This is a genomic window from Pseudomonas sp. PvP009 (assembly GCF_017832995.1).
GTDB lineage: Bacteria > Pseudomonadota > Gammaproteobacteria > Pseudomonadales > Pseudomonadaceae > Aquipseudomonas > Aquipseudomonas syringae.
Genome location: NZ_JAFIBG010000001.1, coordinates 2,800,627 through 2,821,425, shown reverse-complemented (window position 1 = coordinate 2,821,425; position 20,799 = coordinate 2,800,627). Strand labels below are relative to the sequence as shown.

The following is a 20,799-nucleotide window of genomic DNA, read 5'->3' as shown; positions in this document are numbered from 1 at the left end:
TGGTTCATTCGTTACGTGCACAAGCGAACGCCCGGACGGGCCAGACTGTGCGCAGCGATGATTGCAGAAGAATCGGGACATTGTGCCGAGAGACTGATTGCCCTCTGCGGCCCGGCAATTCAGAATCCGGTCATTGTGTTTCCATACATCGAAGGCCTCCATGAGTTTGTGCGCGACCGCCGTTGGGCGCCCCGATTTACGATCAGTCGATATCGATCGGATGTTCGAGATTTATTCTGCCTGCTATCAGGATACCTGTCGGGCTCGATTCGAGCAGGACCTTGACGACAAGACGCATTGTGTCGTTCTGCACGACACCCATAACACGATCATGGGCTTCACAACGCTGAAACTGTTTGAAATGAGCTGGGATAATCAGCCCTGCAAATTCATTTTTTCCGGTGACACTATCATCACCCCTGAACACTGGGGCAGCCAGCAACTCGCCTTCGCCTGGTCTCGACTGGTGGGCGACCTGTGGCGTCAGGCTCCCGATGTTCCCCTTTACTGGTTTCTGATCTGCAAGGGGCATCGAACCTATCGCTATCTGCGGGCAATGGTACTGGATTACGCACCGCGTGCGGGTCATTCGACAGCGCCTCGTGTCCAGGCCTTGATGGATCACCTTGCCTATACGCGTTTTGGCGATGCCTACGACCCGGCCACCGGCGTGCTGTCATTCAAGACGCCGCAGGGCCGCCTCAGCGCGGAGCTTGCACTGATCTCGGAAAATCACGCAAAGCTGCCGGAAGTCGAGTACTTTCTGCAAAAGAACCCGCGTTACGCCGAGGGTGACGAACTGGTTTGCCTGTGTCGTCTTGCGCCCGAAAACCTGCGACCGCTGGCTCGAAGGCTGTTTATGACCGAGCAGTACTCGGCGTGCTGATTCGTCAGGCCGGTACGGCGGACAATTCGCGTCTTCTCGACTTTCAACGGCGACGCACGATGCGCGGGAGCATGCCGCTACGTTTTGATCGTAGCCCGGACTACTTCGCCCTGCACCGCTGCCATGCCGACGATCAGCGCACCTGGATCGCCGAAGGCCCAGAGGGCGAGCTGCGCGGCTCGGCCAGTCTGGTGGTGCGTGATGGCTACCTGCACGGTAGTGTCGAGCCGGTCGCGTATCTGGGCGATCTGCGACTGACGCCCGATCGCAGGCTGTCCCGGTCATGGATGGCCGAGGTACAGACGCGGCTCGCGGATCTGTCCCGCGAAACAGGCGCACAGCATGCCTATTGCTGCATCATCCGCAATAACGCTCTGGCGACCCAGTCGCTGCTGGGGCGACGACGAGCAAACCCGCTGAAACTCGCACACTGGCGTGGCTACAGTAATGTCTCGGTCTACGGTCAGCGTGGTTTGATTAGCGTTCCCCGCACTAGCGGCGAGGTGAAGGTCGTCCGCGCAGCCCCTCGTTATCTGGATGCGCTGAGGGCGTTTCTCGACAGCGAGTCATCCCGGCAACCGTTTGGCTGTGTGTTCAGCGAGGCGGAATTTGAGCGCAGGCTCAGCCAGTGGCCGGATTTCGGTATTGACTCGTTTCTGCTGGCTGTCGATGACCGCGACAACCTGCTGGGCTGCGTCGCGCCTTGGGACGCCGGGAAGATAAAACGCATCGTCGTCGAACAGATGCCCCTGACGCAGCAGTTACTGCGCCTTGGCTACAATGCGCTCGCACCTCTGGCAGGCCGACCAGGTATCGCAGCACCTGGCCAGGCACTGCGGGATATCTACCTGACCCACCTGCAGGTTCGCCATCGTGACCCTGAGGTGTTTTGCGCGCTGCTGGATGTTGCCTGGAAGCAGGTGCGCAAAGACTATTCGCTGATGCAGTTATGCCTTTACGACCAGGACCCGCTGTGGAAGGCAATGCATCGTTATCACGCCTTTTCCTTGCCGATGGACCTTTACACGGCACCCTGCGGCAGCCACGCAGCCGAGTTTACCGAGTCTTGTGCGGCGAGTATCCCAGGCTTCGAAATCTATCTGGTGTAGAGCGTTCTGGCGTACGTGTCTGGTGTAGCACGTCGAGCAATGTCCGCCAGAATCTCGTCGGGTCGAAGCCGGCGCCGCCCAGTATCGGCTGACCGTGATCCAGATCCGGCAGACAGATCTGCGGGACGCCTGGCAATGCCAGGTGTTCCATGTAGAACTGACCGTCATGCGCATGCCCGGGACGCAACGCATTCAGGCGCTGATGGTGAGTATCGAAGTGTGAGCGCCGCGCGGCCGACCAACTGACGACATGCAGACAGTGCAGGGTGGCGGGCAGGGCGGAGAGCATTTCAGCAACCTGTGGGTCGCGGTTGCTGCTGATGTCCCGGGTGCCCGCAGCCAGTGGTGCGCTGTTGATCATCGCCTGACGAAACCTGTCCATTCGATAACTTCGGCCAGCGCTAGCGGCGCCGTGGCCCAGCAGCTCATCGATGATCGGCGAGGGTCCAGCGGGCGGCTGCACCAGAGCGATGCCGTCACACGCGTCGAGCAGGTCCTTGTTCTGTGACAACGCTGCCAGCGTATCCAGACCACCCTTGCTATGAGCCAGCACCACAAAGCGCTGCCCTGGCTTGAGTCGGCTGCCGAGCAGGGTCGCGATGTGCCTGCCTTGCGCGATCACACCGCGTGAGGAGCGCACCGGCATGCGCAGGACATCGTGGCCCGCAGAGGTGAGGGACCGGGCACAGGCGCGATTGCAGTAGAGGATGAATTCCGAGTAAAGACCTGCAACCAGCACGACCAGGGTGTCCTTTGGCAGGCCGGGCAAGGGCACTTGCCAGCGCTGCAGGAACAGATCGGTCCAGTCCAGCTCCGCAGGGTGACGTACGAAAGCGGTAGCCGGGAAATGCCTTTGCCACTCCTCGAAGCCATCGGGTGTCCAGATGGTCTTCATGCGAGCCAGCCCCGAAAGCTGCGTTCAGCGCTGTTCATCAAGTGCCTGGCGAGCGTTGTCGAGCAGCTCGCGTGTGTCGATTCGGTCAGGATGGAAGCCCGGAGCGAACCAGAACAGCCCGGCAGGCACGATGCGCGACAGCAGGCCGGGATTGACGAACAACCACCATTGCAGGCGCAGCCATTCGCGCCAGTTGCGGTGTTGCCGGTCCCCGCGCACGAGGTGATAGGTGAAGTAAGTAAGGTCGAAAGTGAAATACACCGAAAGGCTCGTCATCGCCACCCAACGAAGCAGGTAACGCCTTAGCGGGTTACGTTCTACTTTGCACAGCACGTCATAGGCCACAGCCTTGTGCTCGATTTCCTCCATTGCGTGCCAGCGCCACAGGCGGGCCATCGTGGGGTCGGCGCCCGCCATGAAGGCCGGGTTTCGCAGAATCTGCTCGGACAGTATTGCGGTTATGTGTTCAAGGCTGGCCGTCAGTGCCAGACGAAAGCTGGCCGGTAATCGCTCGCTTTCCTTTCTGCGCCGCAACAGCATGCGTTCCAGTTTTTCGACCGGCGCGCCTTGTGCGCCCAGAAGCAGGTTATAGGCACGGTGCTCGCGGATGTGCGACGCCTCCTGATAGACGAAATCGTCGACGGCCTTGTCCAGAGCGCTGCCTCTGTCGAGCAGGTGGCGAAAGTGCACCACACTCTCGATGAAGATTTTTTCCCCTTGGGGAAACATGAACGACAGACAATCGAAAAAGCGCGTGGTGTGCGTGCGGCCGCCATGCCAGTAGCGCGGGATACTGTCATCGAAGGTGAAGCGTATTGATCGGTGCGGGATCGCCTGCGGGGAGAGCATGGCCGCCGAGCGCCTGGACAGGATGCGTTTGAAGAGCGACATGGTGCTCGGCTTACCGTGATATCAAGGTGCACAGTGTGCCAGACTCCGGCAGGCTTGAAACTGCCGAATAACCATACTGGCGCTCGGGCAGGTATACTTCCGGGCTTTCGAATGTGGTCATTCAGGCGCAGTTATATATGGATATTCACCCGGCACGCCGTTTCGACAAGGCCAACCTGGCTGTGCTGGTGCTTCAGACGCTGTTCTGGGGCGCTACGCTTACCTGGCTGTCCCACACTGGCGCAGGTCCATGGAAATGGCTGATCCTGATTCCGTTCTGTCTGGTCATGCAGGGTGTGTTCTCGATGATGCACGAGGCATTTCACAGCCTTGCGCACAGCGACAAAACCGTCAATTACCTGATGATGTGCTGGGCCTCGACCCTGTTTGGGGCGTCCGCGACGCTGATCCACATCAATCACCTCGGGCACCACTCACGGAACCGCACACGTGCCGAACTGGCCGATTTTGCGATGCCGGATGAATCCCTGCTGCGTAAACGGCTGGAATACTATTTTGCGGTGCTCGGCGGTATCTGGCTGGCGGCGTTCGTCGGCAGCCTGCTGCTGCCTTTGCTGCCGCCACGTCTAGCTGATCGATGGTCGCAGAGCGGTGAGGTCAATACTTACGCTGCGGCATTCAAGGATTTCTCGATCAGCGACTTTCGGCGCATCCGCAAGGAAGTCATCACCGGCATTATCGTCTGGCTGACGTGTGCTTACCTGCTTGGCTGGTCTTGGGAAGTGGTTCTGATGGCCTATATCGCATTCGGTTTTTCCTGGTCATCGCTGCAATGGGTCTATCACATGCGCACCCCGATAGATGTCGTCGAAGGTGCCTACAACATGCGGGCGCCACGCGTGGTCCGCTGGGCATTCCTCAACTTCAATTACAACCTGACTCACCATCGCCATTCACAGATGCATTGGCAGCACATTTACGCGGCATCCAATCCAAAGGAAACCCGACCTCTGTGGTTCGGCTGGCTACAGGTGTTCATGCCTCCGCAGCGACTGCCCGATGACCTGACCCAGCTCGACAAGACCTACTTTTGATGCTGGCGGGTGATGATGTGAAAAGAGCCTTGTGGCGCTCGTTCATGGACAGTGCTTACGTCACGCTCGATCACTGGCAGCGTCTGTTCGAGCAACCCGAAGAATCTCAGCAGCGCTTACTGCTGCGGATGCTGTCGGCCAGCCGTGACTGCGCCTTCGGCCAAGCTCATGATTTTGCCGGAATCCGCGATTCCGAAGAGTTTCGCAAGCGGGTACCGATACATACCTATGCCCAATTGCAGCCCTGGATCGAGCGTGCGCAGCATGAACAAGGGCCGATACTGACCGCCAGTCCGCCGTTGTTCTTCGAGCGCAGCAGCGGCAATAGTGCAGTGCAGAAACACATCCCCTATACGCAGGAATTCCTTGGCCAATTGCAGGGTTCCCTGACGGTGTGGCTGGCGGATATGTACCGCCAGGTCCCGGAAATCAGCCATGGCAGCGGGTATTGGTCCATGTCGCCGCCCTTGCAGCAGCCGGCAATGACGGCCAATGACATACCGATCGGCAGTGCCAGCGATCTGCAATATCTGCAAGGCAGCGCAATCGCCGGGCTGGCCGGCACATTGCTGATTCCTGAACTGGCCAGCGACGTGGCGCACTGGCGCAGACAAACGCTGCTCGCCCTGATTGCAGATGCCGGACTGAGCTTTATCAGCGTGTGGAGCCCGACGTTTCTGACCAGCCTGCTACAGCCACTGCTCGACACTGAATCGCCTGAAAGTCGGCAGATAGTTGCCTGGCTCGAAGAAAGGTTGCCGGCAACTCGCCAAAAAGCCTTACGCCACGCCCTTGCTCATGGGGTATTCACCGAGTTGTGGCCTCGTCTTGCGGCGGTAAGTTGCTGGATGGACGGACCGAGTCGTGTATACGCCCAGCAACTGGCTGCGCGTTTCCCTCAGGCAAGCTGGTTGCCCAAAGGATTATTCGCGACTGAAGGCGTGGTCAGCCTCCCGTTTGGCGAAGGGGCTGGCTGCCCGTTGGCGATAGGCAGTCATTATCTGGAATTCATCGGGGATGACGGGCTGCCAAAAGAAGCTCACGCCCTGCGTATGGGTGAAACCGCGCAAGTGCTGCTGACTACCGGTGCAGGTCTTTACCGGTATGCACTGGGTGATCGGGTGCGCGTAGTCGGTAAGCTCGCCGGGACTCCGCGTGTGGAGTTTGTCGGGCGTTGCGCAATTACCTGTGACCTGGTGGGCGAGAAGCTCGATGAGCAACTGGTCGAGCGAGCCCTTGCGCAATGCATGGACGCAGCCGACAGCGCATGCCTGATACCCGACTCCAGCAGCGCACTGCCGCATTATGTGGTGCTGCTGTGTACCTCAACGACGACACTGGCAAGCATTTGCCGCAATGCGTTGGCCAACGATATTGAAATGGCCCTGCAGCGCTCCTTTCACTATGCACATGCGCGCACGCTGGGTCAGTTGGGCCCGGTACGTATGCGTTTCGTCTGTGGAGGAGCGCAAAAACTCGCAGAATTGCTGCAGCGCGCTGCAGAGTCGACGGGTATTCGTGCAGGCGACGTCAAGCCGCGTGCATTGATCAGCCGTCTGGACACGGCTGACGCGCTCCTTGCAATCACGGAAGAACCTGAATGCCCTCAACTTTGATCAGTGAAACCGATACCCGTGACGACGGCACGCTTGAGCAGTGGTATGTAGCGTGCACGCAGAAGCAGCTGCGCAAAGGCAAGCCGCATCGGGCCAGGATACTCGGCCTCAATATCGTTCTGTTTCGCCAGCGCGACGGGCAGCCCGCTGCGTTGCTGGACCAGTGTGTGCACCGTGGCACAAGGCTTTCAGCCGGCAAAATCACCGATGATTGTCTGGTGTGCCCGTATCATGGCTGGCGCTATGACGCGAACGGCCAGGTGGTGCATATTCCCAGCGTAGACGCCAGGCAGGGCGCAGCGAAGTCGCCTGACTATCGCTACCGGCAGCGCCATTTTGCCGTCTGCGAACAGGATGGCCTGGTCTGGGTGTACACCGGCACGCGCGATGCTCGCGAAACACCGATATTCCGGCTGCCTGCCTATGGCGAACGCCCGTGGCAATCCTATTTCATGGTCAACACCTTCGATGCCGATGTCGGCAGTCTGGTGCAGAACTTTCTGGACGTGCCGCACACCGTGTTCGTTCACGAGGGTATTTTTCGCTCAAGCAGCGGTCGAGCCATGGAAGCGACGCTCTCCTGCAAGGCGCAGAGCATCGAGGTTGTCTATCACGACGAAGTCGACGAGATCGGGATGATGCAATGGCTGACCAACCCGGACGCCGAGCCACTTGTGCATACGGATCGTTTTCTGGCGCCTAATGTGACGTTTTGTGATTACCTCTGGGGGGCACGCTCAGGCTTCCTGATCGTGAGCCAGATCACGCCTGTCGATGATCGCCAGTCGCGGGTCTACACCTACATTGCCTATCGTTTTCCAGTGCCGCGCTGGGTATTGAGAATTTTGCGTCCTTTCATCCATCTGTACACGCACATCGTGATTCAACAGGACGTCAGAATCATTCAGGCGCATCGCGAAGGGCTCGACAATGCGGCTGGTTTCAAACCGTGCAATGTGCCTGCCGATGCAATCCATGTGGGCGTCGAGCAACTGCTTGCTGCGGTCCGACGCGGCGAGGCGCTGCCGGAGGCACAGCGCCGCGAGCGGCGGATTCGATTCGAGCTTTGATCGCGCTGTGCTTTAACGGTCTTTCAGCCTCGGCTGCACTGAATCCGCCAGTTGCGTCAGTATCAGGCAGCACGACACCGCGCCTGCATCCAGCACGCCGAGCGACCGTTCGCCGAGGCGACTCGCTCGGCCTATCTTCGCTACCAGATCACGGGTGGAATCGCGCCCTTGTGATGCAGCGCTTTTCATCGCATCGAGTGCCGCGCTGAATGATTCACCTCGGGCATGGGCCTGCTCGAAGGCTTCGACGGCCGGAATCAGGGTATCCATCAGGCATTTGTCGCCGACCCCGGCTTCGGTGATGTCCTGCAGTGAGGTGAGACCGCCGCGTAGCAGACTGGCGAAGGCAGCCGCGTCGATCTGCTCGCAGCCGCGCACCTGGTCGGCCATGCCGATAAACAGGCTGCCGTACAGCGGGCCCATGGAGCCGCCGATGCCTTCCATCAGGCTCAGGGTCAGCTCATCCAGCGCCTCGGCGAGGCTCAGTTGGCGGCCTTCGATGGTACGACCGCAGTGGGCGAAGCCCTTGGCCATGTTGATGCCATGGTCGCCGTCACCGATCGCGCCATCCACTTCGCTGAGGTATTCGCGGTTGGCGACGATCACGCTCACCAGGTCGGCAACGATGGCAGTGCCATGCTGGGTAGAGAATTGTTCGCTCATTGGTTCACTCCGCCTGGGTCATGCCGATGGAACGGCAAGGGTGGTCGATCAGCTTTTTCAGCTCGGCGTCCAGGCCCAGCAGCGTCAGGGTTACCCCCATCATCTCCAGCGACGTAAAGTAATTGCCCACGTAGCAGCGATGGATTTTCAAGCCCCGGGCCTTGAGCAGGCTCTCCACTTCGGCGTAGAACACGTAGAGCTCCATCACCGGCGTTGCTCCAAGGCCTGAAACCAGCACGACTACGCTGTCGTCCACGCTGAAATCCCGATCGGCCAGAATCGGCGCCAGCATGCGTTCTGCCATGGCCGCCGCAGACTCGATGTCGATGACTTCGATACCCGGTTCGCCATGGTGGCCGATGCCCAGCTCCATTTTGCCGTCGGGGATCTGAAAGTTGGGCTTGCCGACCGCCGCGATGGTGCAGGGTGTCAGGCCGATACCGATGGATCGACAGTGATCAACGGCTTTCTGCGCGACGCGGATCACGCCGTCCAGATCGTAGCCGTGTGCGGCCGCAGCACCGCCGACCTTCCACATGAAAATTTCCCCGGCCACTCCGCGTCGCTTGGCGATATCGGATTTCGGTGCCGAGGCCACATCGTCGTTGGCCACCACCGTGCGCACTTGCAGGTCTTTGCTGGCGGCCATTTTCATCGCCAGCTTCACGTTCATGTTGTCGCCCGCGTAGTTGCCGTACAGGCAGGCGATGCCTGCACCGTGATCGGCCGCGCGGAAGGCGTCGAAAAAGCTCTTGGCCGTGGGCGAGGAAAAAATCTCGCCGACCGCTACTGCATCCACCAGCCCGGGACCGACATAACCAAGAAAGGCCGGTTCATGACCGGAACCGCCGCCGGTGACAATCCCTACGTGCCCTTGTTCTGAAGGGCGGGTTTTGCTGATGACCCGCGGGTTACCTTCACTTTGCGACAGTTCGGGGTGCGCTACCAGAATGCCGCGCAGCATGTCCTCGACCACCTGGTCCGGATCGTTTATCACTCGGTTCATAACGCGATTTCCTGTGTTCTTTTTATAAGGATCGGGCTTATAAGCATCGGGCGGATCAGGGTTCCAGAACCACCTTCAATGATTTATCACCTCGCTCCATGACGGCAAACGCCTCCTTGAACTCCGCCAGGGGGAATTTGTGCGTGACGACGTCGCGCATGTCGATCTTGCGGTTGCCGATAAAGTCGATGGCGCGCGGGTACATGTAGGGACCAAGGTGAGAACCGAGCACGTCCAGCTCCTTGCGGTCACCGATGATCGACCAGTCCACTGTGGCCTCATCGTTGAATACGCTGAACTCCACAAAGCGTCCGAGTTTGCGCAGCATCGCCAGGCCCTGATTGACCGCCTTATGGTGTCCGGTGGCTTCTATATAGATGTCGCAACCGTAGCCGTCGGTTATCTCACGGATCTTCGCCAGCACATCGACCTCGGCCGGGTTCCACACCTCGTCGGCACCCATGCGCAGGGCGAGGGCGGCGCGCTCGGGCTTCATGTCGAGAACGATGAGTTTTTTCGGGTTACGCATGCGCACCGCGCCAATGATCCCGAGGCCGAGTGTGCCGGCCCCGGCGACGACCACAATGTCGTCGAAATCGACATCGGCCCGTTCGGCTGCGTGCAACGAGCAGGCCAGCGGTTCAATGAGAATGGCTTCGTCCGGGGCAATCGAGTCGGGCACCTTGTGAATGATGCCTTCCTTGGTAAAAATCATGTACTGGGCCATGGCGCCCTGCACGTTGTTCTGAAAGCCGTAAAGGTCGTGCTTCTGGCACATCCAGTACTGTCCGTGGTTGCAGAAGCGGCAGCCCCAGCACGGCACGATCTGCTCGGAGATCACCCGGTCGCCGATCTGCACGCCACGCTTTTCGGCACCAGGGCCGAGCGCCACCACGCGACAGACGAATTCATGGCCTGGAATCATCGGTGGTTTGACGTAGCGAGGTTGCTCGGCATCGCCCCAGAACGAGGGCGCGCCGCGATAGGTCTTGATGTCGCCCATGCAGATGCCACACAGCTCGACCTTTGTGAGGATTTCGTCGGGGCCGGGAGTCGGCACATCCACGGTTTCCAGCCGGTAGTCTTCCGGACCGTGGCAGACCACGGCCTGCATGGTTTTCGGTATGACCGGTGAAAGTTGTTCGGCAGTGCGTTCGGTGACGGTGGACATGACGATGAACCTCACGACAGAAAAATGAATTACTGGATGCTGTAGCCGCCGTCGATCACTACGTTTTCGCCGGTGATCATGCTGGCTGCGTCGCTGAGCAGGTACAGGGCCAGCCCGGCTATTTCCTCCGGCTGAGCGAAGCGGCCTGCCGGGATCTGTGTTTTGGCCCGTTCTCCGACTTCGCCCGCCCAGGCCTTTTTGCCCAGCGCAGTCTCGACGATGGTGGGCGATATGGCGTTGACGTTGATGTGCGGTGCCCACTCCATGGCTAGCACTTTGGTCATGCCGACCACTGCGGCCTTGCTCGCGCAGTACGCGACGTGCCTGTCCAGGCCAATGACTGCGGCCTGCGAGGCAAGGTTGACGATGCGTCCGCTGCCTTGGCCGAGCATGTGTCGCGCGCAGGCCTGGGCGACGAAGAAACTGGCCTTGAGGTTGATCTCCAGCGTCGTGTCCCAGGCCTCTTCGCTGACGTCGACAGCCTTGTCCAGCACGGCAACCCCGGCACTGTTGATCAGGTAATCAATACGCTTGAAATGCTCGAAGACGCTGTCGATGGTGCTGTTGACCTGATCGACGCTGCGCAGGTCGACCGCAATACCGAGGTGCCCGCTGCCCAGGCCGGCGGCAACCTCGGCCACTGCCGGGTCACGGTCCAGCAGTGCGACCCGCGCGCCGCGCGCGACCAGCAGGCTGGCACAGGCAAGGCCAATCCCGGCTGCTCCGCCGGTGATGACCGCACAACGGCCATTGAGATCGAACGCCTTGTTCCAGAATTCAGACATGAAGATGACTCCTGTAGCGCTGTTTTTTTGAAGATTCAAACACGTTAGCTTTTGATTCTGGCCGAAGGCCGTGGGAGCGAAGCGTCGCCCGGTTCGCTCCCACGCCCTTCGGGCAGAAGCGGGAATCTCAGACCGGTTACTTGCCGCCGCTGACCTGCTTGTACAGCGCATCGGCGTTGGCATCGGTGACCGGCACCCAGGGCAGGATGTAGTTCTTGTCGGTGCCGTCGCCCCATTTGACGTCCTTGGCGTAGCGTTCCCAGATCACCGACTGCGGCTTGTAGTCCTTGCCGGCCAGGGTGCGAAGGGCGACATCGAGGGCGCCCTGCGATTGGGCCTGGGCGTCCTGCAGGAAGGTCGTGATTTCATTTTTCTTCGCCGCCTGGATGGCGTCAGGCATGCCGTCGATGGAGGTGATCGGCACATCGGCAGGCTTCAGGTTGCGCGACATCACCGCTTGCAGGGCACCGAGAGCCATGTCGTCGTTCTGCGAAATGATCCCGGAGATGCCACCGTTCTGATGCGCGTTGAGCCAGTCTTCAGTGAGGGTCTGGGCTTCGGCCCGGGACCAGTTGGCGGTCTTCTTCTCGATGATCTTGATGTCCGGGTGTTTGCTCAGGACTTCCAGTTCACCTTTTTCCCGATCAATTTGTGCTGACTGGCCAATCGGCCCCTGGATGATCACCACATTGCCTTTGCCCTTGAGTTTGTCGACCATGGCCTGTGCCTGCAGGCGACCGCCCTCGACATCGTCGTTGCCGACGTAAGGCACCTTGTTGCCGGCAACCCGGGTGTTCGATGCGATCACCGGAATGTCGTTTTCCATCGCCCTGGCCACCGTGCCGACGCCGGCCTTGGTGTCGATGGGCACGAAAATGATCGCATCGTAGTGCTGGGTGATCATGGTCTCTATCTGATTGTTCTGGGTCAGCGCATCGTAGTTACCGTCGAACACGGTGATTTTCACGGTGCCGTCCTTGACCGCCGGATGCTCCTTGAGCTCACGCACCCAGTTCTGCATGAACTGACCCTTGAGGCCATACACCGCCGCGCCGATCTTGTAAGTCTTGCCATCGGCGGCCATGGAGATACTGCTGGCGAGCAGGGAGAACGCCGCGACAGCGGCCAGGGATGTACCGAATTTCATGATAAGAACCTCGTTATTGTTGTAGTCAGTCGTTCATGCCGGTTTAGCGTTTTTTCTTGCGCCACACATCAATCAACACTGCGAACACGATGATCAGGCCCTTGGCGACCTGCTGGTAATAGGAGGACACGCCGAGCAGGTTCAGGCCGTTGTTGATCACGCCGATCAGCAGTGCGCCAAACAGGGTGCCTACAATGCTGCCGGTGCCTCCGGACAGACTGGTCCCGCCGATGACCACTGCTGCGATGGCGTCCAGTTCGTAGGACATGCCGGCCTGGGGCAGGGCGGAGGTGGTTCTGGCGGACAGCACTACGCCTGCCAGGCCGGCGAGCAGCCCGGAAACCACGTACACCGAAAACATCACCTTGCGTACGCCGATACCGGAGGTGCGTGCGCTCTTTTCGTTACCGCCGACGGCGTACACGTAACGGCCGTAGGTGGTGTAGCGCAGGACCATCCAGAAAATCAGTGCGACCACCGCGAAGATAATGATCGGCACACCAATCGGGCCGAGCCGGCCGATACCCAACGCCAGGTATTCTTCTGGCAGGTCGGTCACCGGACTGCCGTCGTTGAGGATGAAGGTCATGCCGCGGGCGATGCTGAGCATGCCCAGGGTGGCGACGAACGGTGGAATCGAAAGATTGGCGACCATGAAGCCATTGACCACGCCGAGCATGGCGCCGGCAAACATGCCTGCGCTGACCGCTGCCAAGAGGCCATAGCCCTGGGTCGCCACCAGTGCGCTGCACAATCCGGCGAACGCCAGAATCGATCCGACGGAAAGGTCGATGCCCTTGGTCAGGATCACGTAGGTCATGCCGACCGCGAGAATGCCGTTGATCGAGGTCTGACGCAGGATGTCCATCCAGTTGCGCCAGGTCATGAAATATTCGCTGGCAAACGCCAGTACCAGGCACAACAGAATGAACACCAGCGGCAGGCCGAAACGGTCGAGAGACAGGCGCAGGCGGCTGCGTGGAGACGTGGAGGCTGGTGCGATAATGGTTTTGGCATTCATGAGGCAAGACTCAACAGGACTTCCTGGGAAAGATCGGCATCACTGCTGATGGTCACCAGCTTGCCACCTTTGAACACGGCGATTCGGTCACTGAGGCGCAGCAGCTCCGGCGCCTCCGAAGAGACCACGATGGCGGCCCCGCCAGCGCGTACGAACTGATCCAGCAGGTGATAGATTTCCTGCTTGGCCCCCTCGTCGATGCCCCGGGTCGGCTCGTCGCAGAGCAGGCACACCGGTTCGGTGGAGAGGCATTTGGCGAGGACGACCTTCTGTTGGTTGCCGCCGCTCATCGACGCGACGGGCAGATCCAGCGACGTCGTCTTGATCTGCAGGCGCTTGACCATGTCTTCGGCCAGCCTGTGCTCCTTGCGGGCATCGATCAGCGACCAGTTCGACAGCCGGCGGTAAGCCGACAGCGCGATGTTGGACAGGATGCTGCCACTGAGCACCAGACCGCTGTCCTTGCGGTCTTCGGTGACCAGCGAAACGCCCGCGCGAATGGTCGCCTTGGGCAGACCGACCGGCAGTGGCTTGCCTTGCAGGGTGACGCTGCCGGCGTCCGGTGTGGTCAGGCCGTACAGGCAGTTGAGGAACTCGCTACGACCCGAGCCCATCAGCCCATAAATGCCGAGAATTTCGCCGTGATGCACGTGCAGGCTGATGTCTTCGAACTCGCCGTTGCGGCTCAGGCCCTCGACCTTCAGGCAGCATTCGACCGTGCATTCGCGGCCGACCTTGTGATCGACACGCTGCAACTCCTGGCCGACGATGCCGCGCACCAGGTGTGCCCGGTCGATATCGGCCATGCGTCCGCTCTCGACAAAGGCGCCGTCGCGAAAGATGCTGTAATCGTCGGCAATCTGTGCCAGCTCGCTGAGGCGGTGGGAAACATAGATGATGCCTGCGCCCCGGGCGGCAAGCCGGCGGATGGCCTTGAACAGGATTTGCGCTTCACGCTCGCCGATGGCTGAGGTGGGCTCGTCCATGATCATCACCGAGCAGTCATGGCTGAAGGCCTTGGCAATTTCCACCAGTTGTATCTGCGCCACACTCAGCAAATGCATGGGGCTGGTGGCGTCGACGTCGAATTCCAGCTCGTCCAGTAGTGCGCGGGTGCGTCGGTTCAGTTCCTTGCTGTCGACAATGCACCCGGCCCGACGTGGCTCGCGGCCCAGCCAGATGTTCTCGGCGACGGACATGAAGGGGATGGGTTCCAGCTCTTGGGTGATCATCGCAATCCCGGCTGCCAGAGCATCGCCGGGACGATTGAACTGCACCGGCTCGCCGTTGAGCAGGATGGTCCCGGCATCACGTTGGGTGATGCCCATCAGAATGCTCAGAAAAGTGGACTTGCCCGCGCCATTGCCGCCGCACAGGGCGTGCACGCTTCCGGCTCGCAATGAGAGACGCCCGTCACGCAGGGCGGGGATGCCAGCGTAAGCCTTGGTGACGTGTTCAGCCTGGAGCAGTAATGGCTTGGCCATTGGCGTGTCCTCGTGCTGTGAATTCTTATTAGGTGCTGATGCGTTGCTCAGTGAGCATATGTGTACCAAATGAAATTCTGATCAGTCAATCTGTTTCCTGTAAAAGTTTTCAAGTGTCCGCTTAAAGGCAGTCCTGCGGCAGTTCTGAGCTTTTGTTCAGGATTCGTTGGAAAACTTGCTTGACAGAACCGGGTTAATGTTTCAGAAATGACTGATCGGAATTTCACCGATTGAACATTTGGTCAGATAATAAGACCCCGGCAGTGGAGCCTGATGCCATGAACACACCTTTCCCGGTGGCTATCGGATGTGATGAAGCGGGTTATGAACTCAAGGAATTGTTGAAGCGCCATATCGAGTCGCTGGGTTATCCGGTAACCGATTTCGGTACTCATTCCACGGCGCCGGTGCTTTACCCGGACATTGCTCTGGCCGTAGCCACAGCGATCAATGCCGGGCAGCAGCGGCTTGGCGTGCTGGTCTGCGGGACCGGAATAGGCATGGCCATCTCCGCCAACAAGGTCTTCGGCATTCGTGCGGCCCAGGCTCACGACACCTATTCGGCCGAGCGGGCTCGCAAGAGTAACGATGCGCAAATTCTTTCCATCGGTGCACGGGTGATCGGCACTGAACTGGCGAAAAGCATCGTCAAATCGTTTCTGGAGTCGGAGTTCGAAGCCGCGCGCTCCGGCGCCAAGGTCGAACGCATCAATGCGATAGAGCGTGACGGGCATCAATAGTCAGTGGACGGGACAGGGCGGGAGTAGGGAGAATGTGCCTTTGACGCCGAAACGGAAGCCCGTTCACATGAGTGACAGTACCCAGCGCATGGCCAGCGACATCGACCTAATGACTGAAGTCGCGATGCTCTATTACCTTGAGAACGTCACTCAGGAGGCCATCGCCAAACGCTTTGACCTGTCGCGCGCAAAAGTCAGCCGACTGCTCAAACGCGCACGTGATGAAGGGATTGTCGAAGTACGGGTGCTGCAGCACCCGGCGATGAACAACGAGCTGGAACTGGCGCTGGTCGAGCGCTTTCAACTGGACAGGGCGTTGATTGCAGTCGACCACAGCGACCCGGACACCCAGCGCTCGGCGGTCGCCAGCCTGGTTGCCAATTACCTGAACAAGACCCTCGGCGACGGCATGATCGTCGCGGTAGGCATGGGCCGCAATGTGGGTGCGGTTGCGGACAACGTCTTCCTGCCGGTGACGCGCAATTGCACATTTGTCTGTGCCATCGGCGGTTCGCTCAAGGCGGGCGAGTACATGAACCCCGACCACATCTGCCGCCGTCTGGCGCTGCGCTTCGGTGGCGAAAGCGAGAGCCTGTACGCCCCGGCGCTGGTCGCCAACCCCGAACTGCGCAGTGTTCTGATCAGCAACGACACCGTGCGCTCGACGCTTGACCGTGCGCGGCGTGCCGACATGGCGCTGATCGGTATCGGTGACATGAGCGAGAACAGTAATATGGTGCGCATGGGCTGGTTCTCCCCGCAGGAAATCGCCCAGGCCAGGCTGTCCGGCACGGTGGGCGACATGATGGGCTATGACTTCATCGACATTCACGGTCAGCCTGCGGTCAATGCCATACAGGGCAGGGTGATCGGCCTTACCGTGCAGGAACTGTTTCGTATCCCGGATGTAGTGGCCATCGCCAGTGAAAACACCAAGGCGGCCGCCACGCTGGGTGCCTTGCGCTCAGGCGTGATCAACACCCTGGCAACCACCGTCACCAACGCCCATACCATCCTTGCCCTGGATGACGCGACACGCAAAAACTGACACTACGGGCGAAATCCGTGGTCGAAAGCGTCGCTGCGCAAGATCGGATAACAATAAAGGGCAAGGAAGATGATTCTCAAAGTGACCGGTATCGTCATCGCGATACTCAGCCTCATTCTGCTGTTCATGGGCGCGCAACTGGTGGCTGCCGGCGGTTCACCGGCCTACTCGGTGATTGCCCTGGGTTTGCTGGCCACAGCAACCCTGGTATTCCTGAAAAGGAAATCGGCACTTACCCTGTATGCCTTGATGATGTGGGGGATTCTGCTCTGGATCATCTACGAAGCCGGCCTCGACAGATGGCAGTGGATCCCTCGCGGCGATCTGTTTGCACTGATCGGCCTGTGGCTGGCCATGCCTTGGGTAGTGCGGCCGCTTTATCAGGCGCGCTCGAGCACCGATAAGCGTCGTTTTCATCCGTTGCTTGGCGGTACGCTTGGCGCAATGCTGCTGATCGTGATTGCGCTGATGTTTCACGATCCGTACCCGCAGCAGGGGCGGATCGACAACGTGGCGACCTCCCGCAGCGCCGAGTCGGCAGGCAGTGACTGGGCTGCATATGGCGGTAGCAACGCGGGCCAGCGCTTCTCCAGCCTCGATCAGATCAACCCGGACAACGTCGGCAAGCTGTCAGTCGCATGGGAATACCACACCGGCGACCTGCGTGATGAGGACAAGGACGCTGGCGAGTACACCTTTGAAGCGACGCCCCTCAAGATCAACGACCGGGTGTACGTGTGCACGCCTCATAACGAAGTGCATGCACTGAACCCGCAGACCGGGCAACTGGCCTGGAAATACACCCCCGAAAAAAAACGCTCGTACCTGCAACAGCATCAGACCTGCCGTGGCGTCAGCTATTATTCCGCGGCCTCCAGCTCGACGGGTCAGCCACAACAGCCGGCTCAATGTGGCAAACGCATCATCACCGCGACTGCAGATGCCAGACTGGTAGCGCTTGATGCCGACAGCGGCAACCTGTGCAGCGACTTCGGCAGCGGCGGGGTGATCGAGTTGAGCGTCAACATGGGCACGATCCGCCCGCACGCGCTGATGCAGACCTCCGCGCCACTGATTGCGGGCGATCTGATCGTGATCGGCAGCTCGATCATGGATAACGGTTATAACGACGGCAACCCGTCCGGGGTGATTCGCGCCTACGACGTCATCACCGGCCGGCTGGTATGGAATTTCGATCCGCAAAACCCGGACAACACGCAACCCATAGCGGCTGACCAGAACTATCCGCAAGATACGCCGGTCGCTTGGGCAACCCTGAGCGCCGATGTTAAAAACGGTCTGGTGTACGTCCCGTTTGGCAACGCTTCGCCCGACGAAACCGGCACCCGGCGTAACCCCGACAGCAACACCGAGCAGTTTCGCGATGCGCTGGTGGCACTCGACCTGAAGACCGGCGCGCTACGCTGGAAATTCCAGACCTCCAACAATGACCTCTGGGATCGCGACAACCCCTCGCAGCCCTCACTGCTGGATCTGGAAAAGGACGGCAACCACCAGCCTGCCGTGGTATTGCCGACCAAGGTCGGCAACATTTTCGTGCTTGACCGACTGACAGGGCAGCCGATCGTGCCTGTCGATCAGGTCAGTGTGCGCACCGATGGCGGTGTCGAAGGCGAGCGCTTTGCACCCACCCAGCCGGTCTCGCGACTTAACTTCATCCCGCCGGTGTTGACCGAGAAGTCCATGTGGGGCGTTACGCCCTTTGACCAGATGGCTTGCCGGATCGCTTACAACACACTTCGTTATGACGGTAACCCCTGGACACCGGCCACCGAGTCAGGCTCGCTGATCTATCCCGGCAATATAGGCGTGTTCAACTGGGGTTCGGTGGCCGTGGACCCTGACCGCCAGTTGCTGATCGCCGCACCGGTACGTCTGGCGTATGTCTACAACCTGATCAAACGCCCCGCGCAGGCCCAGGAAAAACGCCTGTTCACCCAGGAGGGCAAGCCCTACTGGAACGAGAACTTCGACGGTGACTATGCCATCCGTATTTCCAGATTCGCCTCGAGCCTTGGCATCCCGTGCACAGCGCCACCGTGGGGGACCATGGTCGGGGTCGACCTGACGACCGGCAAGACCCAATGGATGCGTCGGGTCGGTACGACCAAAAACCTCAAGACCAGCTTCATGCAGGGACGTTTTCCGGTTGGCTTTCCCATGGGCATGGTCGCCCATGGCGGTCCGATGGTGACGGCAGGCGGATTGGCTTTTCACGGCGCGACGGCGGATAACTTTTTCCGCGCCTACGACGTCAATAGCGGCAAAGTGCTCTGGGAACACGAGTTACCCGCGGGTGGCCAATCGATTCCTTCGACGTATACCGGCAACGACGGCAAACAGTACGTGGTCATCGCTGCTGGCGGTCACGGATCGCTCGGTACGACGCTGGGCGACAGCGTGATTGCCTTCCGGGTTGATTGAAACAGAAGCGTCTGTGCGAAAGGGCCTTTAGTGGCCCTTTTTTACGGGCGCGTATCGCTGCAGTTCATTCACCAGGGCATACGCGCTTCAATCGCCTGCCATCCAGCGCGCCAGGCCATGTCGTCCGCTGACGCCCAGTTTGGCGGTAGCGCGCTTGAGGTAGGTCTCCACCGAACTGTTCTTGACCTTGAGGCGCTGCGCCATTTCAGCCACGGTGCCACCGGTCAGCAAGCCCAGGCAGACTTCCTGCTCGCGTGCTGAAAGTGTGACCGAGTCCTGTGCAAGCCTGCCAGTGAATGCCTGATCCAGCGAGCCAGGCTCAGGTTCGACGCGGGTGGCGTTGTTGCTGGACTGAGCGAGGCTCTGCGCGTGGTGCTCGACCAGCGGCAACAGCGTATCGGAGAGGCTTTTGAGCAAGGACAGTTCTGTCAGCGAAAACGCCCGCAACGCAGTCAGCCGATAAAAGCAGATGATCAGCCGACGTTCGCCGTGGCTGGACACCAGATTGCACTGGTGGGTGTTGTGCTGAGGATGTTGCGCGCTCAGCGGGGTCTTGAGCTGAATCAGCAACGGGTCCTGCATGTGCAGAATGCTGGGTAGCAGAGGATGGCCGGTGGCCTCGCTGCCGGGAGGGTCATGCTTCAGGCCCGCACTGCCCAGCGGATTGATACGACTGATGCTGCTCTCGCGCAGGTCCAGCGTCCATTCACTGAGGCCAAGCCCGTGAATGGGCACCAGCGAATCCACCAACTGCAGCATGTGCCCGGCAAAGGTGTCGTCGCCCGTACTGGACACCAGTTTGGCCAGTTGCAGATAAAAGCGTGGGTCGTCGTGGTACTCGAAATGTTGCGCCGTGTTCATCTTGAGCTTTCCTGATTCCGACCGCGCAAAAACGGACCATGTCGAACTGCTGCGCGGCAACTACTGATTGCACTTACTGATAAGCCTGATGATGGCACTTGGTCTCCGGGTATTCAGCCTAACCTTTCATCCTGCGTCTGTAACAAAAAACAGGGACAGGATTGCAATCCGCTGAAAGTGGATCTGCGGTGGCATTTGGCCGTACGGCACTGTCCGGGTTAAAGGGGCCATACACATGTGGGACGGCAGTGCTTAATCCGCTGCCTACCCGCCAAGAAGGATCTTGAGCCATGCTCGCCTCCAGCGCCGCAACCTACCCATTGACCGCTGCTCAGCGCGACGTCTGGCTTGATCAGATCAGTCGCGGTGAGTCCCCGCTTTATAACATCGGCGGCTACCTGCAACTGTCTGGAGCGGTCGACCCGACGACCCTGCACAAGGCGCTGGAGCAACTGGTTTGCGCACATGAAGTGCTGCGCACGGTCCTGATGCCCGGTGCCGGAGCGGACGGCATGCCGCTTCAGTCGTACGCGCCTTGCCTGCCGGTGTCCTTGCCGTTGCACGACGTCAGCGGTCATCCCGAGCCGGAACAGGCAGCGCGAGCACTGATCAATGACAACATGCGCCGCCCGTACGTGCTGGATGGCAGCCCATTGCTCGACTTCTGTCTCATCCGTCTGGCTGATGATCAGCACTGGCTGGCAGGTCAGGCCCACCATCTGATTATCGATGGCTGGGGGTTTGCGCAGCTGTTCAAGTCCCTCGGCGAGCTTTACAGCGCATTGATCGCAGGTAAAGACCCCGAACTGCTAGCACCGGGGTACAGCGCATTCATTGCCGACGACGCAAGGTATCAGGCGTCGCAACGCTATTCGCTGGACAGGGCCTATTGGCTGGAAAAATACC

19 protein-coding genes (1 of these 19 only partly in view) are annotated in these 20,799 nt (G+C 59.9%); 9 read left to right on the top strand and 10 right to left on the bottom strand.

All coding sequences use genetic code 11. The annotated features are described in order from the left end of the window. Window positions 1-220: 220 nt before the first annotated feature. Together JOE29_RS11950 and JOE29_RS11945 are read left to right on the top strand one after the other, a co-directional pair. Window positions 221-886, top strand: coding sequence for a hypothetical protein (locus tag JOE29_RS11950; protein WP_170963846.1), 666 nt, complete (start codon window positions 221-223; stop codon window positions 884-886). Then, the gene (locus JOE29_RS11945; protein WP_137983529.1) at window positions 880-1,995 is read left to right on the top strand and encodes a hypothetical protein; all 1,116 of its coding nucleotides are present in this window, start codon (window positions 880-882) and stop codon (window positions 1,993-1,995) included. Before JOE29_RS11950 ends, JOE29_RS11945 begins: the two co-directional genes overlap by 7 nt. On the opposite strand, the gene JOE29_RS11940 is transcribed toward JOE29_RS11945, so the two are convergent. Beyond that, entirely contained in the window at window positions 1,943-2,890 is a 948-nt protein-coding gene (locus JOE29_RS11940) for a hypothetical protein (RefSeq protein ID WP_003317683.1), read from the bottom strand. The genes JOE29_RS11945 and JOE29_RS11940 overlap by 53 nt on opposite strands. A gap of 24 nt (window positions 2,891-2,914) precedes the next feature. Next, window positions 2,915-3,781 (bottom strand): metal-dependent hydrolase, encoded by an 867-nt coding sequence (locus JOE29_RS11935; RefSeq protein WP_170963847.1) that lies wholly within the window; start codon window positions 3,779-3,781, stop codon window positions 2,915-2,917. Window positions 3,782-3,918: 137 nt separating this feature from the next. On the opposite strand from JOE29_RS11935, the gene JOE29_RS11930 reads away from it, so the two are divergent. The 3 genes from JOE29_RS11930 to JOE29_RS11920 are packed head-to-tail and all read left to right on the top strand — an operon-like array spanning window position 3,919 to window position 7,522. Next, window positions 3,919-4,836, top strand: coding sequence for a fatty acid desaturase (locus JOE29_RS11930; RefSeq protein WP_137983530.1), 918 nt, complete (start codon window positions 3,919-3,921; stop codon window positions 4,834-4,836). Then, window positions 4,836-6,452: a GH3 auxin-responsive promoter family protein gene (locus JOE29_RS11925; protein WP_170963848.1), complete on the top strand. Its 1,617-nt coding sequence runs from the start codon at window positions 4,836-4,838 to the stop codon at window positions 6,450-6,452. The genes JOE29_RS11930 and JOE29_RS11925 overlap by 1 nt, the downstream gene beginning before the upstream one ends. Next, window positions 6,437-7,522 (top strand): aromatic ring-hydroxylating dioxygenase subunit alpha, encoded by a 1,086-nt coding sequence (locus JOE29_RS11920; protein ID WP_003395486.1) that lies wholly within the window; start codon window positions 6,437-6,439, stop codon window positions 7,520-7,522. Before JOE29_RS11925 ends, JOE29_RS11920 begins: the two co-directional genes overlap by 16 nt. A 12-nt stretch (window positions 7,523-7,534) precedes the next feature. Here the strand turns inward: JOE29_RS11920 and dhaL are convergent, their stop codons facing one another. The 7 genes from dhaL to JOE29_RS11885 form a co-directional block, all read right to left on the bottom strand. After that, window positions 7,535-8,185 (bottom strand): dihydroxyacetone kinase subunit DhaL, encoded by a 651-nt coding sequence (gene dhaL, locus JOE29_RS11915; RefSeq protein ID WP_046270114.1) that lies wholly within the window; start codon window positions 8,183-8,185, stop codon window positions 7,535-7,537. A gap of 4 nt (window positions 8,186-8,189) precedes the next feature. Continuing rightward, window positions 8,190-9,191: a dihydroxyacetone kinase subunit DhaK gene (locus tag JOE29_RS11910; RefSeq protein ID WP_210079545.1), complete on the bottom strand. Its 1,002-nt coding sequence runs from the start codon at window positions 9,189-9,191 to the stop codon at window positions 8,190-8,192. 55 nt (window positions 9,192-9,246) lie between these two features. Then, the gene (locus tag JOE29_RS11905; RefSeq protein WP_004417774.1) at window positions 9,247-10,362 is read right to left on the bottom strand and encodes an erythritol/L-threitol dehydrogenase; all 1,116 of its coding nucleotides are present in this window, start codon (window positions 10,360-10,362) and stop codon (window positions 9,247-9,249) included. Window positions 10,363-10,391: 29 nt separating this feature from the next. After that, on the bottom strand, window positions 10,392-11,147 hold the full coding sequence (locus JOE29_RS11900) for an SDR family oxidoreductase (RefSeq protein ID WP_057406174.1): 756 nt from the start codon (window positions 11,145-11,147) through the stop codon (window positions 10,392-10,394). 136 nt (window positions 11,148-11,283) lie between these two features. Beyond that, on the bottom strand, window positions 11,284-12,294 hold the full coding sequence (locus JOE29_RS11895) for a substrate-binding domain-containing protein (protein WP_003395474.1): 1,011 nt from the start codon (window positions 12,292-12,294) through the stop codon (window positions 11,284-11,286). Between the two features lie 43 nt (window positions 12,295-12,337). Further along, window positions 12,338-13,315, bottom strand: coding sequence for an ABC transporter permease (locus tag JOE29_RS11890; protein WP_003410438.1), 978 nt, complete (start codon window positions 13,313-13,315; stop codon window positions 12,338-12,340). Continuing rightward, on the bottom strand, window positions 13,312-14,799 hold the full coding sequence (locus JOE29_RS11885; protein WP_058446174.1) for a sugar ABC transporter ATP-binding protein: 1,488 nt from the start codon (window positions 14,797-14,799) through the stop codon (window positions 13,312-13,314). The genes JOE29_RS11890 and JOE29_RS11885 overlap by 4 nt, the downstream gene beginning before the upstream one ends. A gap of 278 nt (window positions 14,800-15,077) precedes the next feature. On the opposite strand from JOE29_RS11885, the gene rpiB reads away from it, so the two are divergent. The 3 genes from rpiB (at window position 15,078) to JOE29_RS11870 (ending at window position 19,032) form a co-directional block, all read left to right on the top strand. Then, entirely contained in the window at window positions 15,078-15,539 is a 462-nt protein-coding gene (gene rpiB / locus JOE29_RS11880) for a ribose 5-phosphate isomerase B (RefSeq protein ID WP_003395470.1), read from the top strand. A gap of 67 nt (window positions 15,540-15,606) precedes the next feature. Next, a complete protein-coding gene (locus JOE29_RS11875) occupies window positions 15,607-16,587 on the top strand; it encodes a sugar-binding transcriptional regulator (protein ID WP_003346768.1) in 981 nt (326 codons plus the stop codon). A gap of 69 nt (window positions 16,588-16,656) precedes the next feature. Further along, on the top strand, window positions 16,657-19,032 hold the full coding sequence (locus JOE29_RS11870; protein ID WP_137983926.1) for a glucose/quinate/shikimate family membrane-bound PQQ-dependent dehydrogenase: 2,376 nt from the start codon (window positions 16,657-16,659) through the stop codon (window positions 19,030-19,032). An 87-nt stretch (window positions 19,033-19,119) separates the two neighbouring features. Here JOE29_RS11870 and JOE29_RS11865 read toward each other — a convergent pair whose 3' ends face one another. After that, complete coding sequence (locus JOE29_RS11865) at window positions 19,120-19,893, bottom strand: LuxR C-terminal-related transcriptional regulator (RefSeq protein ID WP_017279728.1); 774 nt, start codon at window positions 19,891-19,893, stop codon at window positions 19,120-19,122. Between the two features lie 290 nt (window positions 19,894-20,183). On the opposite strand from JOE29_RS11865, the gene JOE29_RS11860 reads away from it, so the two are divergent. After that, window positions 20,184-20,799 carry the beginning of a non-ribosomal peptide synthetase gene (locus JOE29_RS11860; protein ID WP_210079544.1) on the top strand. 8,882 nt of this gene lie beyond the right edge of the window, so only the first 616 of its 9,498 coding nucleotides appear in the window; the start codon lies at window positions 20,184-20,186; the stop codon falls past the right edge of the window.